The organism is Brucella sp. IR068 (genome assembly GCF_049065885.1).
GTDB lineage: Bacteria > Pseudomonadota > Alphaproteobacteria > Rhizobiales > Rhizobiaceae > Brucella > Brucella intermedia.
This window is the reverse complement of the sequence record NZ_JBAKHE010000008.1, coordinates 157,608-176,276: the sequence shown is the minus strand read 5'-3', so window position 1 is coordinate 176,276 and position 18,669 is coordinate 157,608. Positions and strand designations below refer to the sequence as shown.

Genomic DNA, 18,669 nt, shown 5'->3' with positions numbered 1-18,669 from the left:
CCGGTCATCGCCAGCTGAGGCTACAGGGTGCTGATCCCTCGTCTCTATACAGATTGAAACGGGATTGCGCGACTCTTTCGTGCAAGAAATTCCCGATTTTTGAACGCTAACTGGAACGAAGGGCGCTTAGATCGTTTGAGATTCACGCTATGGAGAGGCGAAAATGGTATTCTTTGAGAACCGGAGCGGAATGTACATTTTAGTACATGAGCACCGGAAGCTCAAAAGAATGCCATTTGCAGACCTCCAAAGCGTGAATATCTACGATCTATCCGGCGCGGACCATATAAAGGGCATCCTCCGAATAGCTTTTCAGCTTTTCCTCGAGCGCCGGGAGATCGCGGACGACAAAGCCCTTCTTTTCCCAGAAGCCCTGCGAGCCGTTGACGGCGACGAGCGACATGGTGACGAAACCATCACGCTCGGCCTGCAAGGCCATCAGCTCGACGACGCGGGTGGCGGCACCGCCGGAGCGGGCTTCGGGCAGAAGTGCAATATCGTGGATGTAATAGGTATTGGTGTCTTCCGGCAGCGCGCCCAGAACGGCGTTGAGGGCCGGAACCGTATCGAGCTTCCACGGGTGGCTGACGCCGTAACCCAGAATCTCGTTCTCTCGGGCCAGCACGAAGCAGCCTGCCGGATAGAGTTTGAAGCGGTCCCGGAAGACCGCCTCATCTTCGAAGAAATCGAGATGGACAACATTGGCGACGGCGGTCACGCTCGCAATATCATGCTCGTGCATGCGCCGCCATTCCGGCTGTACCATCTCTTCAACCATTTTCTCAAACTTCTCCGACGTTGAACTCAAGCGGTGTTGCCGCCTTGATTGCCTCTTGAGCCGTCAGTTCGTCAAGTGCCGCCTGTGGAATCTGTTCATCCACATAGAGCATGGCAATCGCGTCGCCACCCGGATGGTCGCGTCCAAGCGAGAAGTTTGCGATGTTGACATTGTGCTTGCCGCAGATCGTGCCAAGCAGGCCGATCATGCCCGGAACGTCCTTGTTGGTGACGTAAAGCATGTGCGGACCGACCTCAGCGTCGAGATTGATTCCCTTGATCTGGATGAAACGCGGCTTGCCGTCCGAAAAGCAGGTGCCCGCGATCGAACGCTCGCGCAGGGTGGTCTTCACCGTCAGCTTGATATAGCCGTCGAAGATGCCCGACTTGTCGCGCTTGACCTCCGAAACGATGATGCCGCGTTCCTTCACCATGATCGGCGCGGAAACCATGTTGACGTCGGCAACCTGCGGACGGATGAGACCTGCGAGGGCCGCGCTCAGAAGCGCGCGCGTGTTCATCGTGGCGGTGGAACCGTCGAACAGCACTTCCACTTCCTGGATCGGCTCGTCGGTCACCTGACCGACGAAGGCGCCAAGCACATCGGCAAGCTTCACGAACGGCTTGAGGCGCGGTGCTTCTTCCGCGGTGATCGACGGCATGTTGATGGCGTTGGAAACGGCGCCCTTCACGAGATAGTCCGACATCTGTTCGGCCACCTGAAGCGCGACATTTTCCTGCGCTTCCGCCGTCGACGCGCCAAGATGTGGCGTGCAGACCACGTTCGGCAGCGAGAACAACTCGTTCTCCGTCGCCGGTTCCGTTTCGTAGACGTCGATACCGGCGCCTGCGACATGGCCGGATTTCAGTGCTGCCACCAAGTCCTTTTCCACGATCAGCCCGCCGCGCGCGCAATTGACGATGCGCACGCCCGGCTTGGTCTTGGCGAGGTTTTCCGCGTTGATGATATTGCGGGTCTTGTCGGTCAGCGGCGTGTGCAGCGTGATGAAATCGGCGCGGGCGAGCAGTTCGTCCAGCTCGACCTTTTCAACGCCCAGTTCCTGCGCACGGGCTTCGGACAGGAACGGATCGAAAGCCACCACATGCATTTTCAGGCCGATGGCGCGGGTCGCAACGATCGAACCGATATTGCCGCAGCCGACGACGCCGAGCGTCTTGCCGGTGATTTCGACCCCCATGAAGCGGTTCTTTTCCCACTTGCCGGCGCGGGTGGATGTGTCGGCCTCCGGCAATTGCCGGGCGACAGCGAACATCAGCGCGATGGCGTGTTCGGCAGTGGTGATCGAATTGCCGAAAGGCGTGTTCATGACGATGATACCGCGGCGCGAAGCCGCCGGAATATCGACATTGTCGACGCCGATACCGGCGCGACCGACGACCTTGAGCTTTTTGGCGGCGGCAATCAGCTTTTCCGTGACCTTGGTGGCCGAGCGGATCGCCAGACCGTCATAATCGCCGATGACTTCGAGAAGCTTTTCCTTGTCCTTGCCGAGATCAGGCAGATAGTCGACTTCCACGCCGCGATCCTTGAAAATCTGGACGGCAGTGGGCGAAAGCTTATCGGATACGAGAACGCGAGGTGCCATTAAGGCCTCCTTCAAACATTTTCAAATCATGCATTTCCTGTGATAACGCAGACTGTTCTGCTTCAGGAAATGCGCTGTAATGTGGGAATGCGGACCGTGGCCGCCCCAACGCGGACCACGGTGTCATGCACGAATCTGCTTAAGCCGCAGCTTTAAGTGCAGCCTTCTGCGTTGCAAAAGCCCAATCCAGCCAATGCGTCAGCGCTTCCAGATCGGAAGCTTCCACCGTCGCACCGGCCCAGATGCGCAGGCCGGAAGGTGCGTCGCGATAAGCGCCGATGTCATAGGCAACGCCTTCCTTGTCGAGCGCCGTGACGATGCCCTTGGCGAAAGCAGCTTGCTCGTCGGCAGACAAGGCGGTTACTTCGGGATCGACAATCGTCAGGCAGACGGAGGTGTTGGAGCGGGTTTCCGGCTTCACGGCCAGATTGGCGATCCACGGCGTTCTCTCAACGAAATCGTTCAGGACGGCGAAATTGGCGTCGGCCCGCGCAACCAGCGCATCGAGACCGCCGAGCGACTTCGCCCATTTCAGCGCATCGAGATAGTCTTCCACGCAAAGCATGGACGGCGTGTTGATGGTTTCGCCGACGAAAATGCCTTCGATCAGCTTGCCGCCCTTGGTCATGCGGAAAATCTTCGGCATCGGCCATGCAGGTTTGTAGCTTTCCAGACGCTCGACAGCACGTGGGCTGAGGATCAGGATGCCGTGTGCACCCTCGCCGCCCAGCACCTTCTGCCAAGAGAAGGTAACGACATCGAGCTTGGGGAAATCGAGACGCTGCGCGAAAGCGGCAGAGGTCGCGTCGCAGAAGGTCAGGCCCTTGCGATCAGCCGGAATGAAATCGGCGTTCGGGACGCGCGCGCCCGACGTGGTGCCGTTCCAGGTGAAAACGACATCGCGGTCGAAATCCACTTTGGAAAAGTCGACAATCTCACCGTAGGGCGCTTCGAAGGTGCGAACGTCTTCGAGCTTGAGCTGCTTCACCACATCCGTGACCCAGCCTGCGCCAAAGCTTTCCCAGGCGACCATATCGACGCCGCGCGCACCCAGCATGGACCACAGCGCCATTTCGACAGCGCCGGTGTCGGAAGCCGGCACGATGCCGATGCGGTAATCGGCAGGCACCTGCAGCACTTCGCGGGTAAGGTCGATGGCCTCTTTGAGCTTGGTCTTGCCGATTTTCGCGCGGTGCGAACGGCCAAGCGCCGCATCGACCAGCGCATTCAGCGACCAGCCGGGACGTTTTGCACAGGGACCGGATGAAAAATTAGGATTAGCCGGGCGAACTGCCGGCTTCGCAATCGTCGTCATGTTGTTTCTATCCTCTCAGATAGCACGCGTCTCGTTGGGGAGACGTGGCCCACTTACCGGGATAGCCGAAAGCGCGTTTTTCCTCAATACGGCTTTCGGGGAATATTTTCATCAAACCCGCCCGAATTGCTCCGGGCGGGTAGAATTTCCTTATCGCGTAACCGTCTGCGTCTCTGTCGGCTCGTCTTCCATGCGCGCATAGTAGCTTGCAATCAGCGCGCCGGAGATATTGTGCCAGACACTGAAGACAGCGCTCGGCACAGCCGCCAGCGGCGAGAAATGCGCATTGGCGAGCGCGGCGCCAAGCCCGCTGTTCTGCATGCCGACCTCGATGCTGATCGCCTTGCGCTTGGCAAGCGACAGCCCCGGGAAACGCGCCGCGAAATAACCAAGCAGCAGACCGAAGCCGTTGTGCAGGAACACGACCGCGAAGATCAGCAGGCCTGAATGCGCGATGGCGGCCTTGTTGACCGCGACCACGGCGGCCACGATAAGCACGATGCCGATGACCGACACCAGCGGCAGCATGGGGATGGCCGCCTTGACCAGGCCGGGAACCAGTTTCTGCAACACGAAGCCGAGCGCCAGCGGCACGAGGATGACCTTCACGATGCTGATGAACATGCTCATCGCATCGACCGGCAGATACTGGCTGGCGAAGAACCAGACCAGAAATGGCGTCACGAGCGGCGCAAGCAGCGTGGTGACGCTGGTGCAAGCAACGCTCAGCGCCACGTCGCCCTTTGACAGATAGGTCATGACGTTACTGGCCGTGCCGCCGGGACAGCAGCCGACCAGAATGACGCCCGCAGCCACTTCCGGCGACATGGGGATGATGCGCGTCAAAAGCACGGCGAGAAGCGGCATGATGATGAACTGCGCCAGCACACCGATGGCGACGTCAAAAGGCCGCCTGGCGACCTCGGCAAAATCCTTGCCGGAAATCGTCAGGCCCATGCCGAACATGATGATGCCCAACAGAACCACGATCCACGGCGCAAATACGCTGAATGTCGACGGCAGGACGAAGCCGAGAACAGCGAAAATAATGACCCAGACGGCGAAAGTCGGGCCTACGAAATCTGAAAATGCTGCGATTGCTTTCATAACCCTCCCCTTTTCAGGAAATGCGTTCGACGCATTCGTTCACCTGTAAGGATTTGGGCCGTATATGAAAACCAAAAATTCGCCAAACCTGAAACAATGAACTGCAAGGCGGGCCCAAAGGCCCGCTGCAATTATAGCAGGGCGTTAAATTGCTAACGCAAAATGCTCAATGGCCGCACGGGCCTGACCAGGTCTCGATGAGACCTGGTAATACCAGGTCTCGATGAGACCTGGTATTACCAGGTCGTGAAGCGCACACCGGCGCGGAGCTGGTGGGACTGAATGTCCTTGTCGCTCAGCGTGATGCCTGCCGCGCTTGCAATATCTGCTCCCTCGATAACCCCATATCGATAGCCGACATCGAGCTTGATATTGGAGGCCACATCGATGCCCACGCCAGCCATCAGCGCCCAGGCGAGCCGATAATCATCATCCGCCTTGTATGCGCCATAGACCGTATCGATGGAATACCGCACATTGGCAAAGCCTAGACCAGCGCCCAGATAAGGCGTGAAACCGTAGTAATTGCCGAGATCGACATAGGCATTGGCCATCATGTCCCAGCTGCGAACATCGACGTCCAGATCATCGAAGCTCTGCTTGGAATAACCGAACGTCACGTCGCCGCGCAGATTATCCGTGAACTGATAGCCGACGCCAACGGACGGCACGACATTCTTGTCCAGATCGTAGCCTTGCGACGCGCTCCAGAAAGCCGTCTCCGTCTGGACCTTGACCTTGGAGGAGATGTTGTAGCCGATATCGCCGCGTAGATACCAGCCGGACCCAACCTCGACCGGCTGCTGCGCCGGAGCGCCCGGCTCATAGCTGATCATATCAAGATCGGCGGCAAAGGACTGCGATACGATGCATAATCCGGCCAGCAGCGCAGCCGGCGAACAGAAGGCACGCCATTGCATGGACATGATGAAATCCCCGCTTATGAATGTATCATCATGTATGAACGGACATGGTTAAGATCGCATGAATATAGGGATCTGTTTACCGTGTTTCTAAAGCATCTGCCGCAAGGCGCGAAGCGTCTGTCCAATATCTGTTGAAACGCGCACTAAACGAAAAGGGCCCGGATAACCGGGCCCTGATTGCTTTGCTGTATCTTCGGCTTACTTGTAAACCGGGCCGTCCACGATGGTCGAGACCTGCTGCGGCGCATAGGCCGGAGCCGCACCGCCGAACATGTAGCGCAGGCCGACGCGCACGTCGTGAATGTCCATCCCCTTGTCATATCCGTCGCCGACGCCGTACTTACCATCGAACATCTTGCCGCCATTGACATGACGATAGCGATAACCGGCATCGAGCTTGAGGTTATTCGTCAGATCAACCGACGCACCCGCCATGAGCGCATAGGTAAAACGCCAGTTGGCATCACCGGGCAATGCTCCGCCATTTGTAGTATCGACAAGATCGGCCCACTTAATACGCGTGCCGCCGATACCTGCACCGACATAAGGCGTAACGCCACTGAAATTGCCGAGATCGACATAAGCATTTGCCAGGAGCGACAGTGCCGACAGGTGGCTTTCATCACGCTCGCTCGTAAATTTCGCGCGCGTCATGTAATCGAGCGTGAAATCTGTGCGGAAATAATCTGTTACCTGATAGCCGATACCGCCACCAATCAGGAATGACCCCTTAAGGTCTCCGCCTTTGATGTCCTTTTTGTCGATAAAAGTAGTTTCGTTGCCGCATGGGTCACAACCACTTCCGACAACCGTATAGTCCGCACCCTTGAATTTATTCCAGGAATAACCGATGTCGCCGCGCAGATACCAGCCGCCAACGGCAGGCGGAGCGACAACGACTTCAGGGACTTCCGGCACAGGTTCGATGATATCGGCCGCCAGCGCGACAGATACCATGGCCGTGAGGGCAACCGATGCCGCCACACCGGCAAAAAGAGTTTTCGTAAGACTTTTCATATGTCTGCCCCATCGGAGAATCACGCCGCCGGAAGCGACGGTACGGATGTTTGTGGGAAAGACTATTCGGCAAAAGTTAAATCCGACTTAACCTTGTTTTTTTACCAAGCTCATTAAGAATCACTAATATACCGGACGTGCTCCGGCTTCAGTTCTCACTCTTCGGGACACGCGTCCAAACAAAAAGCGCGGGACAGAACCCGCGCTTTGCTGAAATTGCTCATGGGGTGATCAGGCGGCAGCACTGCCCTCGGATGAGATCACGTCGATAATGTCGTTGACGACCTTTTCCACCAGACCGCGGTCGTCGCCTTCCGCCATGACGCGGATGAGCGGTTCGGTGCCGGACGGGCGGATAACCAGACGGCCCTGACCGCCAAGGCGCTCGGTGGCTTCAATGATTGCGCTTTTCACGCGCTTGTTCTCCAGCGGCTTGCCGCCAGCGGTGCGAACATTCTTGAGAAGCTGCGGCACCGGATCGAACTTGCGGCAGACTTCACTGATGGGCCTGCCCTGCTCCTGCGCGACGGCAAGAATCTGCAAGGCCGAGATCAAGCCGTCACCCGTCGTCGCGAAATCGGACAGGACGATATGGCCGGACTGCTCGCCGCCGACATTGAAACCGTGCTCGCGCATATGCTCGACCACATAGCGGTCGCCCACCTTGGTGCGGGCCAGCGTCAGATGACGGTCGGCAAGGAAGCGCTCGAGGCCAAGATTGGACATGACGGTCGCCACGATGCCGCCGCCTTCAAGCCGGTCGCTCGCCGCCCAGCTTTCGGCGATGACGGCCATCAACTGGTCGCCGTCAATGACCGTGCCGTTTTCATCGACCAGCAGCACACGGTCCGCATCGCCATCGAGCGCAATGCCGACATCGGCGCGCACTTCATGAACCTTTTTCATCAGGCCGATCGGATGCGTCGAACCGCAATCCTCGTTGATGTTGATGCCGTTCGGCTCGTTGTTGATGGTGATGACTTCCGCGCCCAGTTCCCACAGCGCAGCCGGGGCAACTTTGTAACCCGCGCCATTGGCGCAATCGACCACGACGCGCAGACCGTTCAGGTCGATATTGCGCGGCAGCGTGCGCTTGGCAAATTCGATATAGCGATAGATGTCACCATCGACGCGCTTGGCGCGACCGACATCGCCATGGCTGGCGAGATATGGAGAGAGATCGCCGTCGATCATCGCCTCGATCTTCAATTCGATCTCGTCGGAAAGCTTGTATCCGTCTGGGCCGAAAAGCTTGATGCCATTGTCGTAGAACGGGTTGTGCGATGCCGAGATCATCACGCCGATATCGGCGCGCAGCGAGCGGCAGAGCATCGCAACGGCAGGCGTCGGGATCGGGCCAAGCAGGAAAACATCCATGCCTGCGGCGGTGAAACCGGCCACCAGCGCGTTTTCCAGCATATAGCCGGAACGGCGCGTATCCTTGCCGATCACCACGCGCGAAGCCTGACCCTTGCGGCGGAAGATGTGACCAACCGCCATGCCGACTTTCATGGCGACTTCCGGGGTCATCGGAAAGCTGTTGGCCTGTCCGCGAATGCCATCGGTTCCAAAATATTTGCGTGCCATCTGTTTCGCCTTGCGCTGAGCCATGAATTGCTCTCTGTCTTCAAATATATGCCGCCCAAAATGATCGGCGAGCAATGGCTGCCGGTTGGCCGGGCAGCAGATTTTCGCTGTTCTTAACGCGAAAACCCTCACAAATGCAATTTCGTCTTTGGCTGCAAGTTCGTCCTTCCCCCGACCAAAGTCGTAAGCTGGTGCAGTATGATGCGCCGAAATCCTTAACGAGCCTTTGCGACAAGCCCCATAAAACCGGATAACAGAAAGCCGGGACTAGCCCGGCTTTCTGTATTTCTTTTCGAGCAGCTTATTGCGGCTGCGGCTCCATACCCGGTTCGCTGCCAGGCTCACTGCCCTTGCGCTTGCGCGGGCTGCCAGCCTTCGGAACGCCTGAACCGCGCGACGGCGTATCGCTGCCCTGATCGCGCGACGGCTTGTTGCCCGCGATCAGTTCCTTGATCTCGTCGCCGGAAAGCGTTTCATATTCGAGCAGTCCTTCGGCAAGCGCGATCCAGTCCTTCTTCTTCTTGGTCAGGATGCGGGTCGCTTCGGCATAGGCCTCATCGATCAGGCGACGCACTTCGGCATCGATGATCTGCGCGGTTTCTTCCGAAATGTTCTGCGTGCGGGAAACCGAATGGCCGAGGAAGACTTCTTCCTGATTGTCGCCATAAGCCACGCGGCCGAGCTTGTCCGAATAGCCCCATTGCGTAACCATGGAACGGGCGAGCTTGGTGGCCTGCTGGATATCGGAGGAAGCACCGGAGGTGATGTTTTCCTTGCCGAATTTCAGCTCTTCGGCCACACGACCGCCCATCATGATGGCAAGGCGCGACACCATCCAGGTATAGGTGGCCGAGTAACGGTCGCCTTCCGGAAGCTGCATCACCATGCCGAGCGCACGGCCGCGCGGAATGATGGTTGCCTTGTGAACCGGGTCCGCCTTCGGCACGTTGAGCGCAACGATGGCATGGCCTGCCTCGTGATAGGCCGTATTGGCCTTTTCTTCCTGCGTCATGGCGGAGCGGCGTTCCGCACCCATCATGATCTTGTCCTTGGCGTCCTCGAATTCCTGCATGGTCACGAGGCGCTTGTTGCGGCGCGCGGCCATGAGGGCGGCTTCGTTGACGAGGTTGGCGAGATCGGCACCGGAGAAGCCCGGTGTGCCGCGTGCGACAACCTTGAGATCGACATTGGGTGCAAGCGGCACGTTGCGCACATGCACTTTGAGAATCTGTTCACGGCCGACGATATCTGGGTTCGGCACCACGACCTGACGGTCGAAACGGCCCGGACGCAGCAGCGCGGGATCGAGAACGTCGGGACGGTTGGTCGCCGCGATCAGGATGATCGATTCGTTGGCTTCAAAACCGTCCATCTCGACCAGAAGCTGGTTGAGCGTCTGTTCGCGTTCGTCATTGCCGCCGCCGAGACCGGCGCCGCGGTGACGGCCGACTGCGTCGATTTCGTCAATGAAGATGATGCAGGGCGCATTCTTCTTGGCCTGCTCGAACATGTCGCGGACGCGGCTCGCACCGACGCCGACGAACATTTCAACAAAGTCCGAACCGGAAATCGTGAAGAACGGCACATTGGCTTCGCCCGCAACCGAGCGCGCCAGAAGCGTCTTACCGGTGCCGGGAGGGCCAACGAGCAGAACGCCACGCGGAATCTTGCCGCCCAGACGCTGGAATTTTTGCGGATCGCGCAGGAATTCGACGATTTCCTCAAGATCCTGCTTGGCTTCGTCCACGCCAGCGACGTCCTGGAAGGTGACGCGGCCATGCGCTTCGGTGAGAAGCTTGGCCTTGGACTTGCCGAAGCCCATCGCGCCCCGCGAGCCGCCCTGCATCTGGCGCATGAAGAAAATCCACACGCCTAGAATCAGGATCATCGGCAGCCACGACAGGAGAATGCCGATCAGCGAGCTGGAGCCATCGGTTTCCGGGCGTGCGGTGATCGCGACACCCTTGTCTTCAAGGCGCGAAACGAGACCCGTATCGCCCGGCGAATAGGTCTGGAAGGTCGAACCATTGTCAGCAAAAGTACCGGTGATCCGCTGGCCGGTGATCGTCACCGATTTCACGCGACCGTTGGATACGTCGTCAATAAACTGCGAATAGGAAACTTCACGGGAATTGGAGCGCTGACCTGGGCTTTGGAACAGGTTGAACAGCGCGATCAAAAGAAGAGCAATGATCGCCCAGAGGGCGAAGTTGCGATAGTTCGGATTCATATCGGGTCCAATCGATACCACGGCCATTCCGCGGGCACGGAACGATGTTTCGGTCTAACATAGGATCGAAGGATGGCCTTGCCAAGGCGCGTTTGACCCCGCATCCTCGATTCTTCGCACTCTGGTTTATAAAAAGAGCATTTCCAACCAAAGTGCGAAGCGTCTACGCGGGGAAATCAGTTCACTGGACTGATTTTTCATCCCGCTTCGATTCGGCGCAGACGCGCCCGATGCGAGCTTCAACAGCCATTGCAAGATCGAAATCATGCCCCGGCAACACGTGATCGAAGATCGCAAAATGCCGTTCGACACGAATGTCTTTCGGAAAATCCCCTTCCCGCCGGAAAGGCAGGGCATAAAGCCTGCCATCCTTGTAAAGGGCTGGCGAAACCAGCAGGGCCTCACGTCTGCGGGATTCTATCTCGATGTTCTGCGCCTTCAGGAAATCGGCGAGTTCCTGCCGTCCCGGTGCAGCGAGTTCGAAATCAATTGAGCCTTCATTCGAGAAACGGAAGCGTCCGTCCCAGACGATTGGCTTGCCCGGCTCCAGATGGAGCTTGGGGAGATTGCGCTTTTCGCGAAGAAACCGATGCGGCGAGCCGTCCGCGCCACGCTCGATCAGCGCGCCGAACACAGTCAGGCGATGATTGTCATCCTCTCCCGAAAGAACCCGTTCGATGCGTGAGCGCTCGCTGTCGCCCGGCAGGAAACGGCGTCCGCCCGCAATCGCCGCCAGCAATCCGGCGAACAATCGCCTGGCATTGTCGGGAAGCGCGGCGTAAAGCTGCGGATCGACCAGCAACGCCCCGTCCGCATCGATGCGCAGGCTCGCCGGGTCGGCGAGTGCGGCAATCAGGACGGCATTGTCCCGCTCCCGCGCGGCTCCGGCCTCGGCAATCTGGTCGAGCACCGCCTGTCTGTCCGCCTTCGCCGCGACGCCCAGACGAACCCGTGGCCGTTCATAGTCCGTATTGGCATTGCTGGGATCATCGATCCAGCCAATGCCCCTGCCCCGCAACTCCTCACGCAAGACCTGCCGGGAAATGGAAAGCAGCGGGCGGTCGAGTTCTACCGATCCCACCCGCCCGAGGCCGCCCAGTAACGAGCGCGATGACATGGCGGCAAGCCCCCGCGCTTCTGCATGGGCGCTGCGCTCCCTGCGCATCAGAAAGGTTTCGATCTGGTCGTCCTGCGTATGGCCGGTGACGATGAAGGCAGCGCCTGCCTCCTGCGCCGCCTGCGACAACAGGCGATAACGTGCCGTGCGCGCAGCTGCAGCAAGTCCGCTCGTCGGTTTCGCCTCATCCCAGGTGAGAATACGGTGCTCGATCCCGTAGTGCCGGCAAAGCCGACCGACATTTTCGGCCTCGGCCCTGGATTCTGCGCGCAATTGATGGTCCACCGTCACGGCGATCAGCCGGGGCGGGTCCTTGAGCATGGCCATGTAATCCCGGAGGAGAAAAAGCAGGCCGAGAGAATCGCTGCCGCCTGACACGGCGGCAATCACGGCCCTGGCCTGCTCAAATCCGAATGGCTCGAATAATTTGAAAATATTGCTTGGGCTAAGCCCCACGAATTAACTCCGCCATTAGAGCATTTCCAGCAAAAGCGTGAAACGGTTTTGCGTTAAATAATGCGATAAAACAAAAAGTCAGATCGGTTCGACGGCTGTGTTCTAACGGGAACCGCTCTAGCACTTTGCGCGCGTGCGCTCATCGGCAACGCGCTTCAATATGGCAGGCGCCGCCTTGGGGTAACGTTCCGGTATCTGCGCGAAGGTCGCGCAGGCAACATCGCGATTATCCATTTTTTCCAGCGTCATGCCGAGCTTGAACATGTTTTCCGGCGCGCGCTTCGAATCGGGATAATCGCGCTGCGTATCGATGAACACCGTGGCGGCTTCCGGATAACGGCCCTGACCGTAAAGCGATTCTCCAAGCCAGAAGCGCGCTTCAGCCGTGCTGGGATCAGCCGGATAGCGCTTCACATGCTCGCGGAAGCCGGTTTCAGCTGCCTTGTAGTCGCCCGACATCAGATATTGATAGGATGCCTGATAGAGCGAACCGGGATTATCGTCGGTCGGAAGCGATGCAACCGCATCGCCTGCTGCCGTTCCGCCTGCGGCGGTTCCCGGTGCCGCGCCCGGCTGTACCGTGCGCGGCGTGGCGTCGAGTGTTTCGCCGATTACATTGCCACTGGCGTCGAAGCGGATGGAGCCCAGCGTTTGCGGCGGCTCGCCACGTGCCGGTCCGCCCTGTGCGGGCGCATTCGAACCAATAGCCATGGAATCGGCGCCAGACGACTGGCTGGCCGCAGCCTGCGTGGAAGCGTCATATCCGCCATTCTGCGGGGCGCTTCCGGAAACCCCGCCATCGAGGTTTCCGTTGCTGCCCTGATCCGAACCGGCAGCGGCCAGCGACGTGTCGCCGCCAGCCTGCTGAATTTCCGTATCGGCGCGTTTTCCGGTTTCCAGAAACTGGAAGCGGGTTTCGTTTGCTTCCTGCATCTTCTGCATCTGATCCTGCATTTCGAGGATCTGGAAGTTCATGGCTTCCGCCCGCGCGCTCAACGCATCGGCAATCGCGGCCGCGTTGCCGACGCCCTGCGCGCAGAGATCGGCGCCCGGCGATGCTGCAGCGGGCGCAGGCTGAGCCGCGCTGCTCGAAGCAGGCGAGGTTACGCCATTCTTCTTTTCCAGTTCTTCAAACCGGAATTCATTGTCTTCCTGCGTCTTTTGCAGCTGATTGTCGGTGAACGAAATCTGGGCGTCCACATCCTCGACCTTGCCGGTCAGGTTGCGCACCAGTTCCTGCTGCAAGCCGGGGCTCTGATAGCCGCCGCCCTGCCCGCTGCCGCCACCATTGTCCCGCATCGCTTCGTCGAGAATGGCCGTTGACCCGATGCTGACGCGATGCTGTGAACCCCCGCGCCCCTTTTCCAATGCCTGGAAACGCGCTTCATTGTCGCGCTGGATTTTCAGCATCTTGTCGCGAAGCTGCAAGATGCGCGCATAGGACTGGGCATTTTGATGTGCCAGATTGCAGACCTGCTGCGAAAACTGATCCCCGCCGGGAGCACCTGCCTGCGCGAGCTGAATTTCCCCTTGCGAAGAAACAGATGCCGCCAGAGCCGGAGCACTCGCCAAAAGCGGCAGCATGGCAATTGCCAGCGTCACTTTCCTCATTGGTTTCCTCATTCCCTTTGCCCCTGCAAATTTACCCATCCAATTCACGCGAACCGGATGATCGAGTGCCGCGCCTGAACAGACGCTGAATGCGTTTGCCGCACGATCAGCTCCGCTTTTAGAGCATTTCCAGCAAAAGTGCGAAGCGGTTTTGCGCCGCAAAATGCGAAAAGCGAAGGCTTCCTGGCGCTCACTATGACAGGGGTGACTTCGGCCAAAGTTTGTCGAAACGCCCAAACAATCGGCCCGAAACGAAAAAAGCGGCCCGAAAGCCGCTTTTCCGTAATACTATCTGATATTGGCAGATCAGCTGCCCGCACCGTTGAGAACGGTAACGGCGCGGCGGTTCTGCGACCAGCACGAGTCGGCGTCGCAGACTGCGACCGGACGTTCGTTGCCGTAGGAGATGGTGCGCATACGGTTGGTCGGCACGCCGCGCGAAGCGAGGAAGTCGCGGGTGGCGGCTGCACGACGCTGGCCGAGAGCGAGGTTGTACTCACGCGTACCGCGTTCGTCGGCATGGCCTTCGATCGTGATCGAGTACTGCGGGTAACGCTGCAGCCACTGGGCCTGCTTGGAAAGCGTCTGCTGTGCATCGGCGCGGATCAGCGAAGAATCGAGATCGAAGAAGATGCGATCGCCGACATTGACCGTGAAGTCCTGTGCGGAACCTGGCGTTGCGGCGCCTGCACCGAGACCCAGATCACCGGCATTGTTCGGAAGGTTCTTCTTGGACGCACAGCCGGCAACGGCGAGCGACATGAAAAGGGCGATAGCGATCGGGCTACGTGCAATCGACTGGATACGGCGCATGGGCCGGAGCTCCTTAAGATTTGATGTTCCTGCGTAACCATCCAATAATCATATTGAGGTTAAGACAGGCTCAAGAAGTATGGTTAATATTTTCTTGCTGCCTCAGCCCTTGGGGGCAAAATACGGCAGAAACACGGCTTTCCGGCAAGGATTGTGGCGCATTGCCATGAAAAAGGCGCGAAACACCGGTTTCGCGCCTTCACTTTCCATAACCGGAGCATTTCCAGTTCAACTGAATCGTCGAAACGCTCTATTCGAGCAGCGGCGACCATGCCGGATCGGACGCGAAGTTCGGCGTCTGGATCTGGCGCTCGTTACGGCCGGTCAGGTCGATGGTGAACAGCTTCGGACCACCTGCCCCTGCCGCCTTGCGGAAGAACATCAGCACGCGACCGTTCGGAGCCCAGGTCGGACCTTCATTGTGGAAGCCGGAGGTCAGGAGGCGTTCGCCGGAACCATCGGTCTTCATCACGCCGATGGAGAACTGGCCCTGCGACTGCTTGGTGAAGGCGATGAGATCGCCGCGCGGAGACCAGACCGGCGTGGAATAGCTGCCGTCGCCCATCGAGATGCGGCGCGGGTTGGAGCCGTCTGCACCCATCACATAGAGCTGCGGGCGACCGCCGCGGTCCGAGGTGAACACAATCTGCGAGCCGTCCGGCGAATAGGACGCGCCGGTGTCGATGGCCTGGCTGTTGGTCAGGCGCGTGGTCGAACGGTTGCGCAGGTCCATGGTGTAGATGTTGGCGCTGCCATCGTCCTGGAGCAGGCTCATCACGACCTTCTGGCCATCGGGCGAGAAACGCGGAGCAATGGTCATGCCGGGAAAGTTGCCGACGAGCTCGCGCTGGCCGGTTTCCAGCTGCAGCAGATACACCTTCGGCGTACCGCCTTCATAAGACATATAGGTGACTTCCTGACGGTTCGGCGAGAAACGCGGCGTCAGGGAAATGGCGCGGCCGTCCGAAATATAACGCACATTGGCGCCGTCCTGATCCATGATGGCCAGACGCTTCACGCGCTTCTGTGCCGGACCGGATTCGTCGACGAAAACGACGCGCGTATCGAAATAGCCCTTTTCACCGGTCAGGCGCTCATAGATCGCATCGGCGATGATGTGGGCGACGCGGCGCCAGTTGTCCGGCGTGGTGAAGAACTGCTGGCCGATCATCTGCTGGCCGCCGAACGTATCCCACAGGCGGAACTCGGCCTTGAGACGGCCATCCGGCTGCTTGGTGATACGGCCCGTGACGAGCGCCTGCGCGTTGATGACCTTCCAGTCCTCGAAACGCGGAGCCGCGTCCGGGTTGGAAATCTTCTCGATGAAGGCGCCCTTGTCGATAGGTGCGAACAGGCCCGACCGTTCCAGGTCAGCCGCTATGACCGAGGTGATATTCGGTCCGAGCTGGTCGGCCGAAAGGAAATCGGTGATGGCGATCGGCAGCGGCTCGATCACACCCTTGTTGATGTTGATTTCCACGACGGCGCGCGCCGGCATGGTGCAGACAAGGCTTGCGGCAATCATACACGCGAAAGCCGAAAAGACCGTCCGGATCTTTGTATTGATGATGCCGATTTTCATGTCTTCTGGGACCTCTTTGTCCTTGCAGTGGTTGGCGACCGGAAACCCGGTCAGAACATTTCGCTCGGGTCGAAATTGACGATCACTTCCGACCATGAATCATATTTGTCGACTGGCAGATTGTACGGTGCGCAGCGTGCGACAGCGCGCTTGGCGCTCTCGGCTGCTGCTCGCCCCACACCATCGCCGCCGCCGCCCGATGTCACCTCCGGAACGCCCTGAATGGAGCCGTCCTGGTTCAGCTTCATCTTGACGGTTACGATCAGCCCCGGCGCGTCCGCCACACCGGCGGGAACGTTCCAGCACTTTGAAATCGCACCGCGCAGCGCGTCCATTTCGCTCTGGCTGAGCTTGGAGCCGCCGGTATTCTTCTTGCCGCCCAGCGATGCCTGATCGGTGGACCGCTTGGCGCCGCCGCCTGCCGCCTTCTGCTTGTTGAGAAGGGCCGCAACCTCGTCTGCAATCGCATCGTTCTTGGACTGCGACGACTGGGACGCGCTCTGCGTCGGCTTCTTTTCCTCGGTCGGCTTGCGATCCGGCGTCTTGGCGGTCTGCGCCTGCGGCGGCTTCGGCTTGGCTTCCGGTGCGGGGAACTTGTCCGGCAGCTTCGGCGTCTGGGCGTCGGGCGATTCAGCCTGCTTGTCGATGGCTTCCGCCACCGGATCGGGCTTCACTTCCTGTTTTTCCACCGGCTTGGTCTGCACTTCCGTCGCGGGAACCGGCGTCGGCTTGGGCTCGGGCTTCGGTTCCGGTTTAGGCTCCGGCTTCGGTTCGGGCTTTTTCACCGGCTCCGGCTGCGCCTTCGGCTCTTCCGCTGCCTCGATCGGCTTGGCCTTCGGGTCAGGCTTCGGTGGTGTCTTGGTGTCGATATCCTGATCGCCGAAATTCTCGGCGTTAGGAACTGTCTGCGGTTTGGTTGTCGGCACGGGAGCCGACTTTTCCTTCATAGGCGCAGTCTTTTCGCCCTGCTGGATCTGCGTCAGCGATTCAATCGGTACGATATCGACCGGGAACGATTCCGAATCCTGCACGTCGAAAGCCTTCGGCGAGGAAAACGAAACCACTGCCAGCGCGACCGCAACGGCATGCAAGGCAACAGAAGATGTCAGGCCAGCCTTCATGATGGCGTCAGCTATCCTGCTCCTGGAGGGTCACAAGGCCGATATTCTTGAAACCGGCGGCGGAAATGCGGGCCATGACTTTCATGACGGTGCCGTAATCGGCAGCCTTGTCACCGCGCACGAAAATGCGCTCCTCATAGCCCGTCTTGGCGATGGCCTGGAGTTTCGGCACCACTTCTTCGATCGGGATTTCGGTTTCCTGCAGGTAGATCTTGCCCTCGCTGTTGACCGAAACGGTGATCGGCTGCGTGTCGGCGTTCATGGCCTTGGCCTGCGTATCGGGCAGGTCGATCGGCACGCCGACCGTCAGAAGAGGCGCGGAAACCATGAAGATGATGAGGAGAACGAGCATCACGTCGACGAACGGCGTCACGTTGATTTCGCTCATCAATGCCTTCTTGCGGCCGCGCCTGCGGCGTCCGCCCGACTGCATTCCCTGATTTCCGACCGACATGCCCATTGCAAGATTCCCGAAGGCTGAAACTACACTCGATGCTTGATGCCGCTTAATTACGCGGCGTCAGCTTCTCATCAATTTGGCGCGACAGTATGGCGGAAAACTCGTCCGCAAAACCTTCCAGCCGCCCGCCGATCTTGCCGGCATCCGCAGACAGCTTGTTGTATGCGATAACGGCAGGAATAGCGGCGAGAAGGCCGATGGCCGTTGCAAGAAGCGCTTCGGCGATACCCGGCGCAACAACGGCAAGGCTGGTGTTCTTGGAGGCTGCAATTGCCTGGAACGAGGTCATGATACCAACAACCGTGCCGAACAGGCCGATGAAGGGAGCTGCAGAGCCGATGGTTGCCAGAAAGCCCAGTCGCGATTCCAGCTTTTCGCCTTCACGCGCCAGCGCCACGTCCATGGCCTTGTCGATACGCATCTGGAGACCGATGGGGGAACGCGCGCCCTTTTCGAATGATTTCTTCCACTCGCGCATTGCGGCCATGAAGATGGATGCCATGCCGGTGGTGCGGCGTTCGCCGAGATTGCGGTAAAGTTCTTCCAGCGACTGGCCGGACCAGAACGTCTGCTCGAAGCGATCAATCGCGCGCCGCGCCCGTCCGTAAGCAATCGTCTTGTCCACGATGATAGCCCAGGTCCAGATTGAAGCGAACAGCAGGCCAAGCATAACCAGCTTGACGACCCAGTTCGCCTGCATGAACAGGCCCCAGAGGGTAACATCGGCGGCGGGGGCCGCTAACGCAACATTTTCCATCGATCTACCGTCCTCGAATCCAAACGCCCGGCCACATGACCGGGCGGTATCGCAAATCCGTTACCCAGCGTCTGAAAACAGACACTCTAACCTTGCGCAGCTTTTCAACGTGAAGCCGTACCTGCCCGACGAGCGGCCGACACTTCGCACCGCAACCGCCATCCCGGATTTCAACTTTAAATCCAT

General features: G+C 59.1%; 15 protein-coding genes. All 15 read right to left on the bottom strand.

Features of this window, described 5'->3' with window-relative positions; all coding sequences use genetic code 11:
• Positions 1-268: 268 nt before the first annotated feature.
• The 15 genes from ACOWVS_RS15235 to tolQ all read right to left on the bottom strand — a co-directional run bounded on the left by ACOWVS_RS15235 (position 269) and on the right by tolQ (position 18,483).
• Positions 269-778 (bottom strand): GNAT family N-acetyltransferase, encoded by a 510-nt coding sequence (locus ACOWVS_RS15235; protein WP_021587985.1) that lies wholly within the window; start codon positions 776-778, stop codon positions 269-271.
• Positions 779-782: 4 nt separating this feature from the next.
• Positions 783-2,384 carry a phosphoglycerate dehydrogenase gene (gene serA, locus ACOWVS_RS15230; RefSeq protein WP_021587986.1) on the bottom strand — a complete coding sequence of 534 codons (1,602 nt, stop codon included), beginning with the start codon at positions 2,382-2,384 and terminating at the stop codon, positions 783-785.
• Positions 2,385-2,523: 139 nt separating this feature from the next.
• The gene (locus tag ACOWVS_RS15225) at positions 2,524-3,699 is read right to left on the bottom strand and encodes a phosphoserine transaminase (RefSeq protein WP_006467701.1); all 1,176 of its coding nucleotides are present in this window, start codon (positions 3,697-3,699) and stop codon (positions 2,524-2,526) included.
• Positions 3,700-3,849: 150 nt separating this feature from the next.
• On the bottom strand, positions 3,850-4,806 hold the full coding sequence (locus ACOWVS_RS15220; RefSeq protein ID WP_075042028.1) for a bile acid:sodium symporter family protein: 957 nt from the start codon (positions 4,804-4,806) through the stop codon (positions 3,850-3,852).
• A gap of 236 nt (positions 4,807-5,042) precedes the next feature.
• Positions 5,043-5,732, bottom strand: coding sequence for an outer membrane protein (locus ACOWVS_RS15215; protein ID WP_006467704.1), 690 nt, complete (start codon positions 5,730-5,732; stop codon positions 5,043-5,045).
• A 198-nt stretch (positions 5,733-5,930) separates the two neighbouring features.
• Positions 5,931-6,749: an outer membrane protein gene (locus ACOWVS_RS15210; RefSeq protein ID WP_063620122.1), complete on the bottom strand. Its 819-nt coding sequence runs from the start codon at positions 6,747-6,749 to the stop codon at positions 5,931-5,933.
• Between the two features lie 231 nt (positions 6,750-6,980).
• A complete protein-coding gene (glmM, locus tag ACOWVS_RS15205) occupies positions 6,981-8,336 on the bottom strand; it encodes a phosphoglucosamine mutase (protein ID WP_006473329.1) in 1,356 nt (451 codons plus the stop codon).
• A 301-nt stretch (positions 8,337-8,637) separates the two neighbouring features.
• Positions 8,638-10,566, bottom strand: a complete 1,929-nt coding sequence (gene ftsH, locus ACOWVS_RS15200) for an ATP-dependent zinc metalloprotease FtsH (protein ID WP_006473328.1) — start codon at positions 10,564-10,566, stop codon at positions 8,638-8,640.
• Between the two features lie 181 nt (positions 10,567-10,747).
• Positions 10,748-12,139, bottom strand: a complete 1,392-nt coding sequence (gene tilS / locus ACOWVS_RS15195; protein ID WP_075042029.1) for a tRNA lysidine(34) synthetase TilS — start codon at positions 12,137-12,139, stop codon at positions 10,748-10,750.
• Between the two features lie 117 nt (positions 12,140-12,256).
• Positions 12,257-13,762, bottom strand: a complete 1,506-nt coding sequence (gene ybgF / locus ACOWVS_RS15190) for a tol-pal system protein YbgF (RefSeq protein ID WP_063620125.1) — start codon at positions 13,760-13,762, stop codon at positions 12,257-12,259.
• 294 nt (positions 13,763-14,056) lie between these two features.
• A complete protein-coding gene (gene pal, locus ACOWVS_RS15185; protein ID WP_006473326.1) occupies positions 14,057-14,563 on the bottom strand; it encodes a peptidoglycan-associated lipoprotein Pal in 507 nt (168 codons plus the stop codon).
• 250 nt (positions 14,564-14,813) lie between these two features.
• Positions 14,814-16,145, bottom strand: coding sequence for a Tol-Pal system beta propeller repeat protein TolB (tolB, locus tag ACOWVS_RS15180; protein ID WP_006473325.1), 1,332 nt, complete (start codon positions 16,143-16,145; stop codon positions 14,814-14,816).
• A 50-nt stretch (positions 16,146-16,195) separates the two neighbouring features.
• A complete protein-coding gene (locus tag ACOWVS_RS15175) occupies positions 16,196-17,266 on the bottom strand; it encodes a hypothetical protein (RefSeq protein WP_075042030.1) in 1,071 nt (356 codons plus the stop codon).
• 7 nt (positions 17,267-17,273) lie between these two features.
• Positions 17,274-17,726: a protein TolR gene (tolR, locus tag ACOWVS_RS15170; RefSeq protein ID WP_006467713.1), complete on the bottom strand. Its 453-nt coding sequence runs from the start codon at positions 17,724-17,726 to the stop codon at positions 17,274-17,276.
• 46 nt (positions 17,727-17,772) lie between these two features.
• Complete coding sequence (tolQ, locus tag ACOWVS_RS15165) at positions 17,773-18,483, bottom strand: protein TolQ (RefSeq protein WP_006467714.1); 711 nt, start codon at positions 18,481-18,483, stop codon at positions 17,773-17,775.
• Positions 18,484-18,669: the final 186 nt, after the last annotated feature.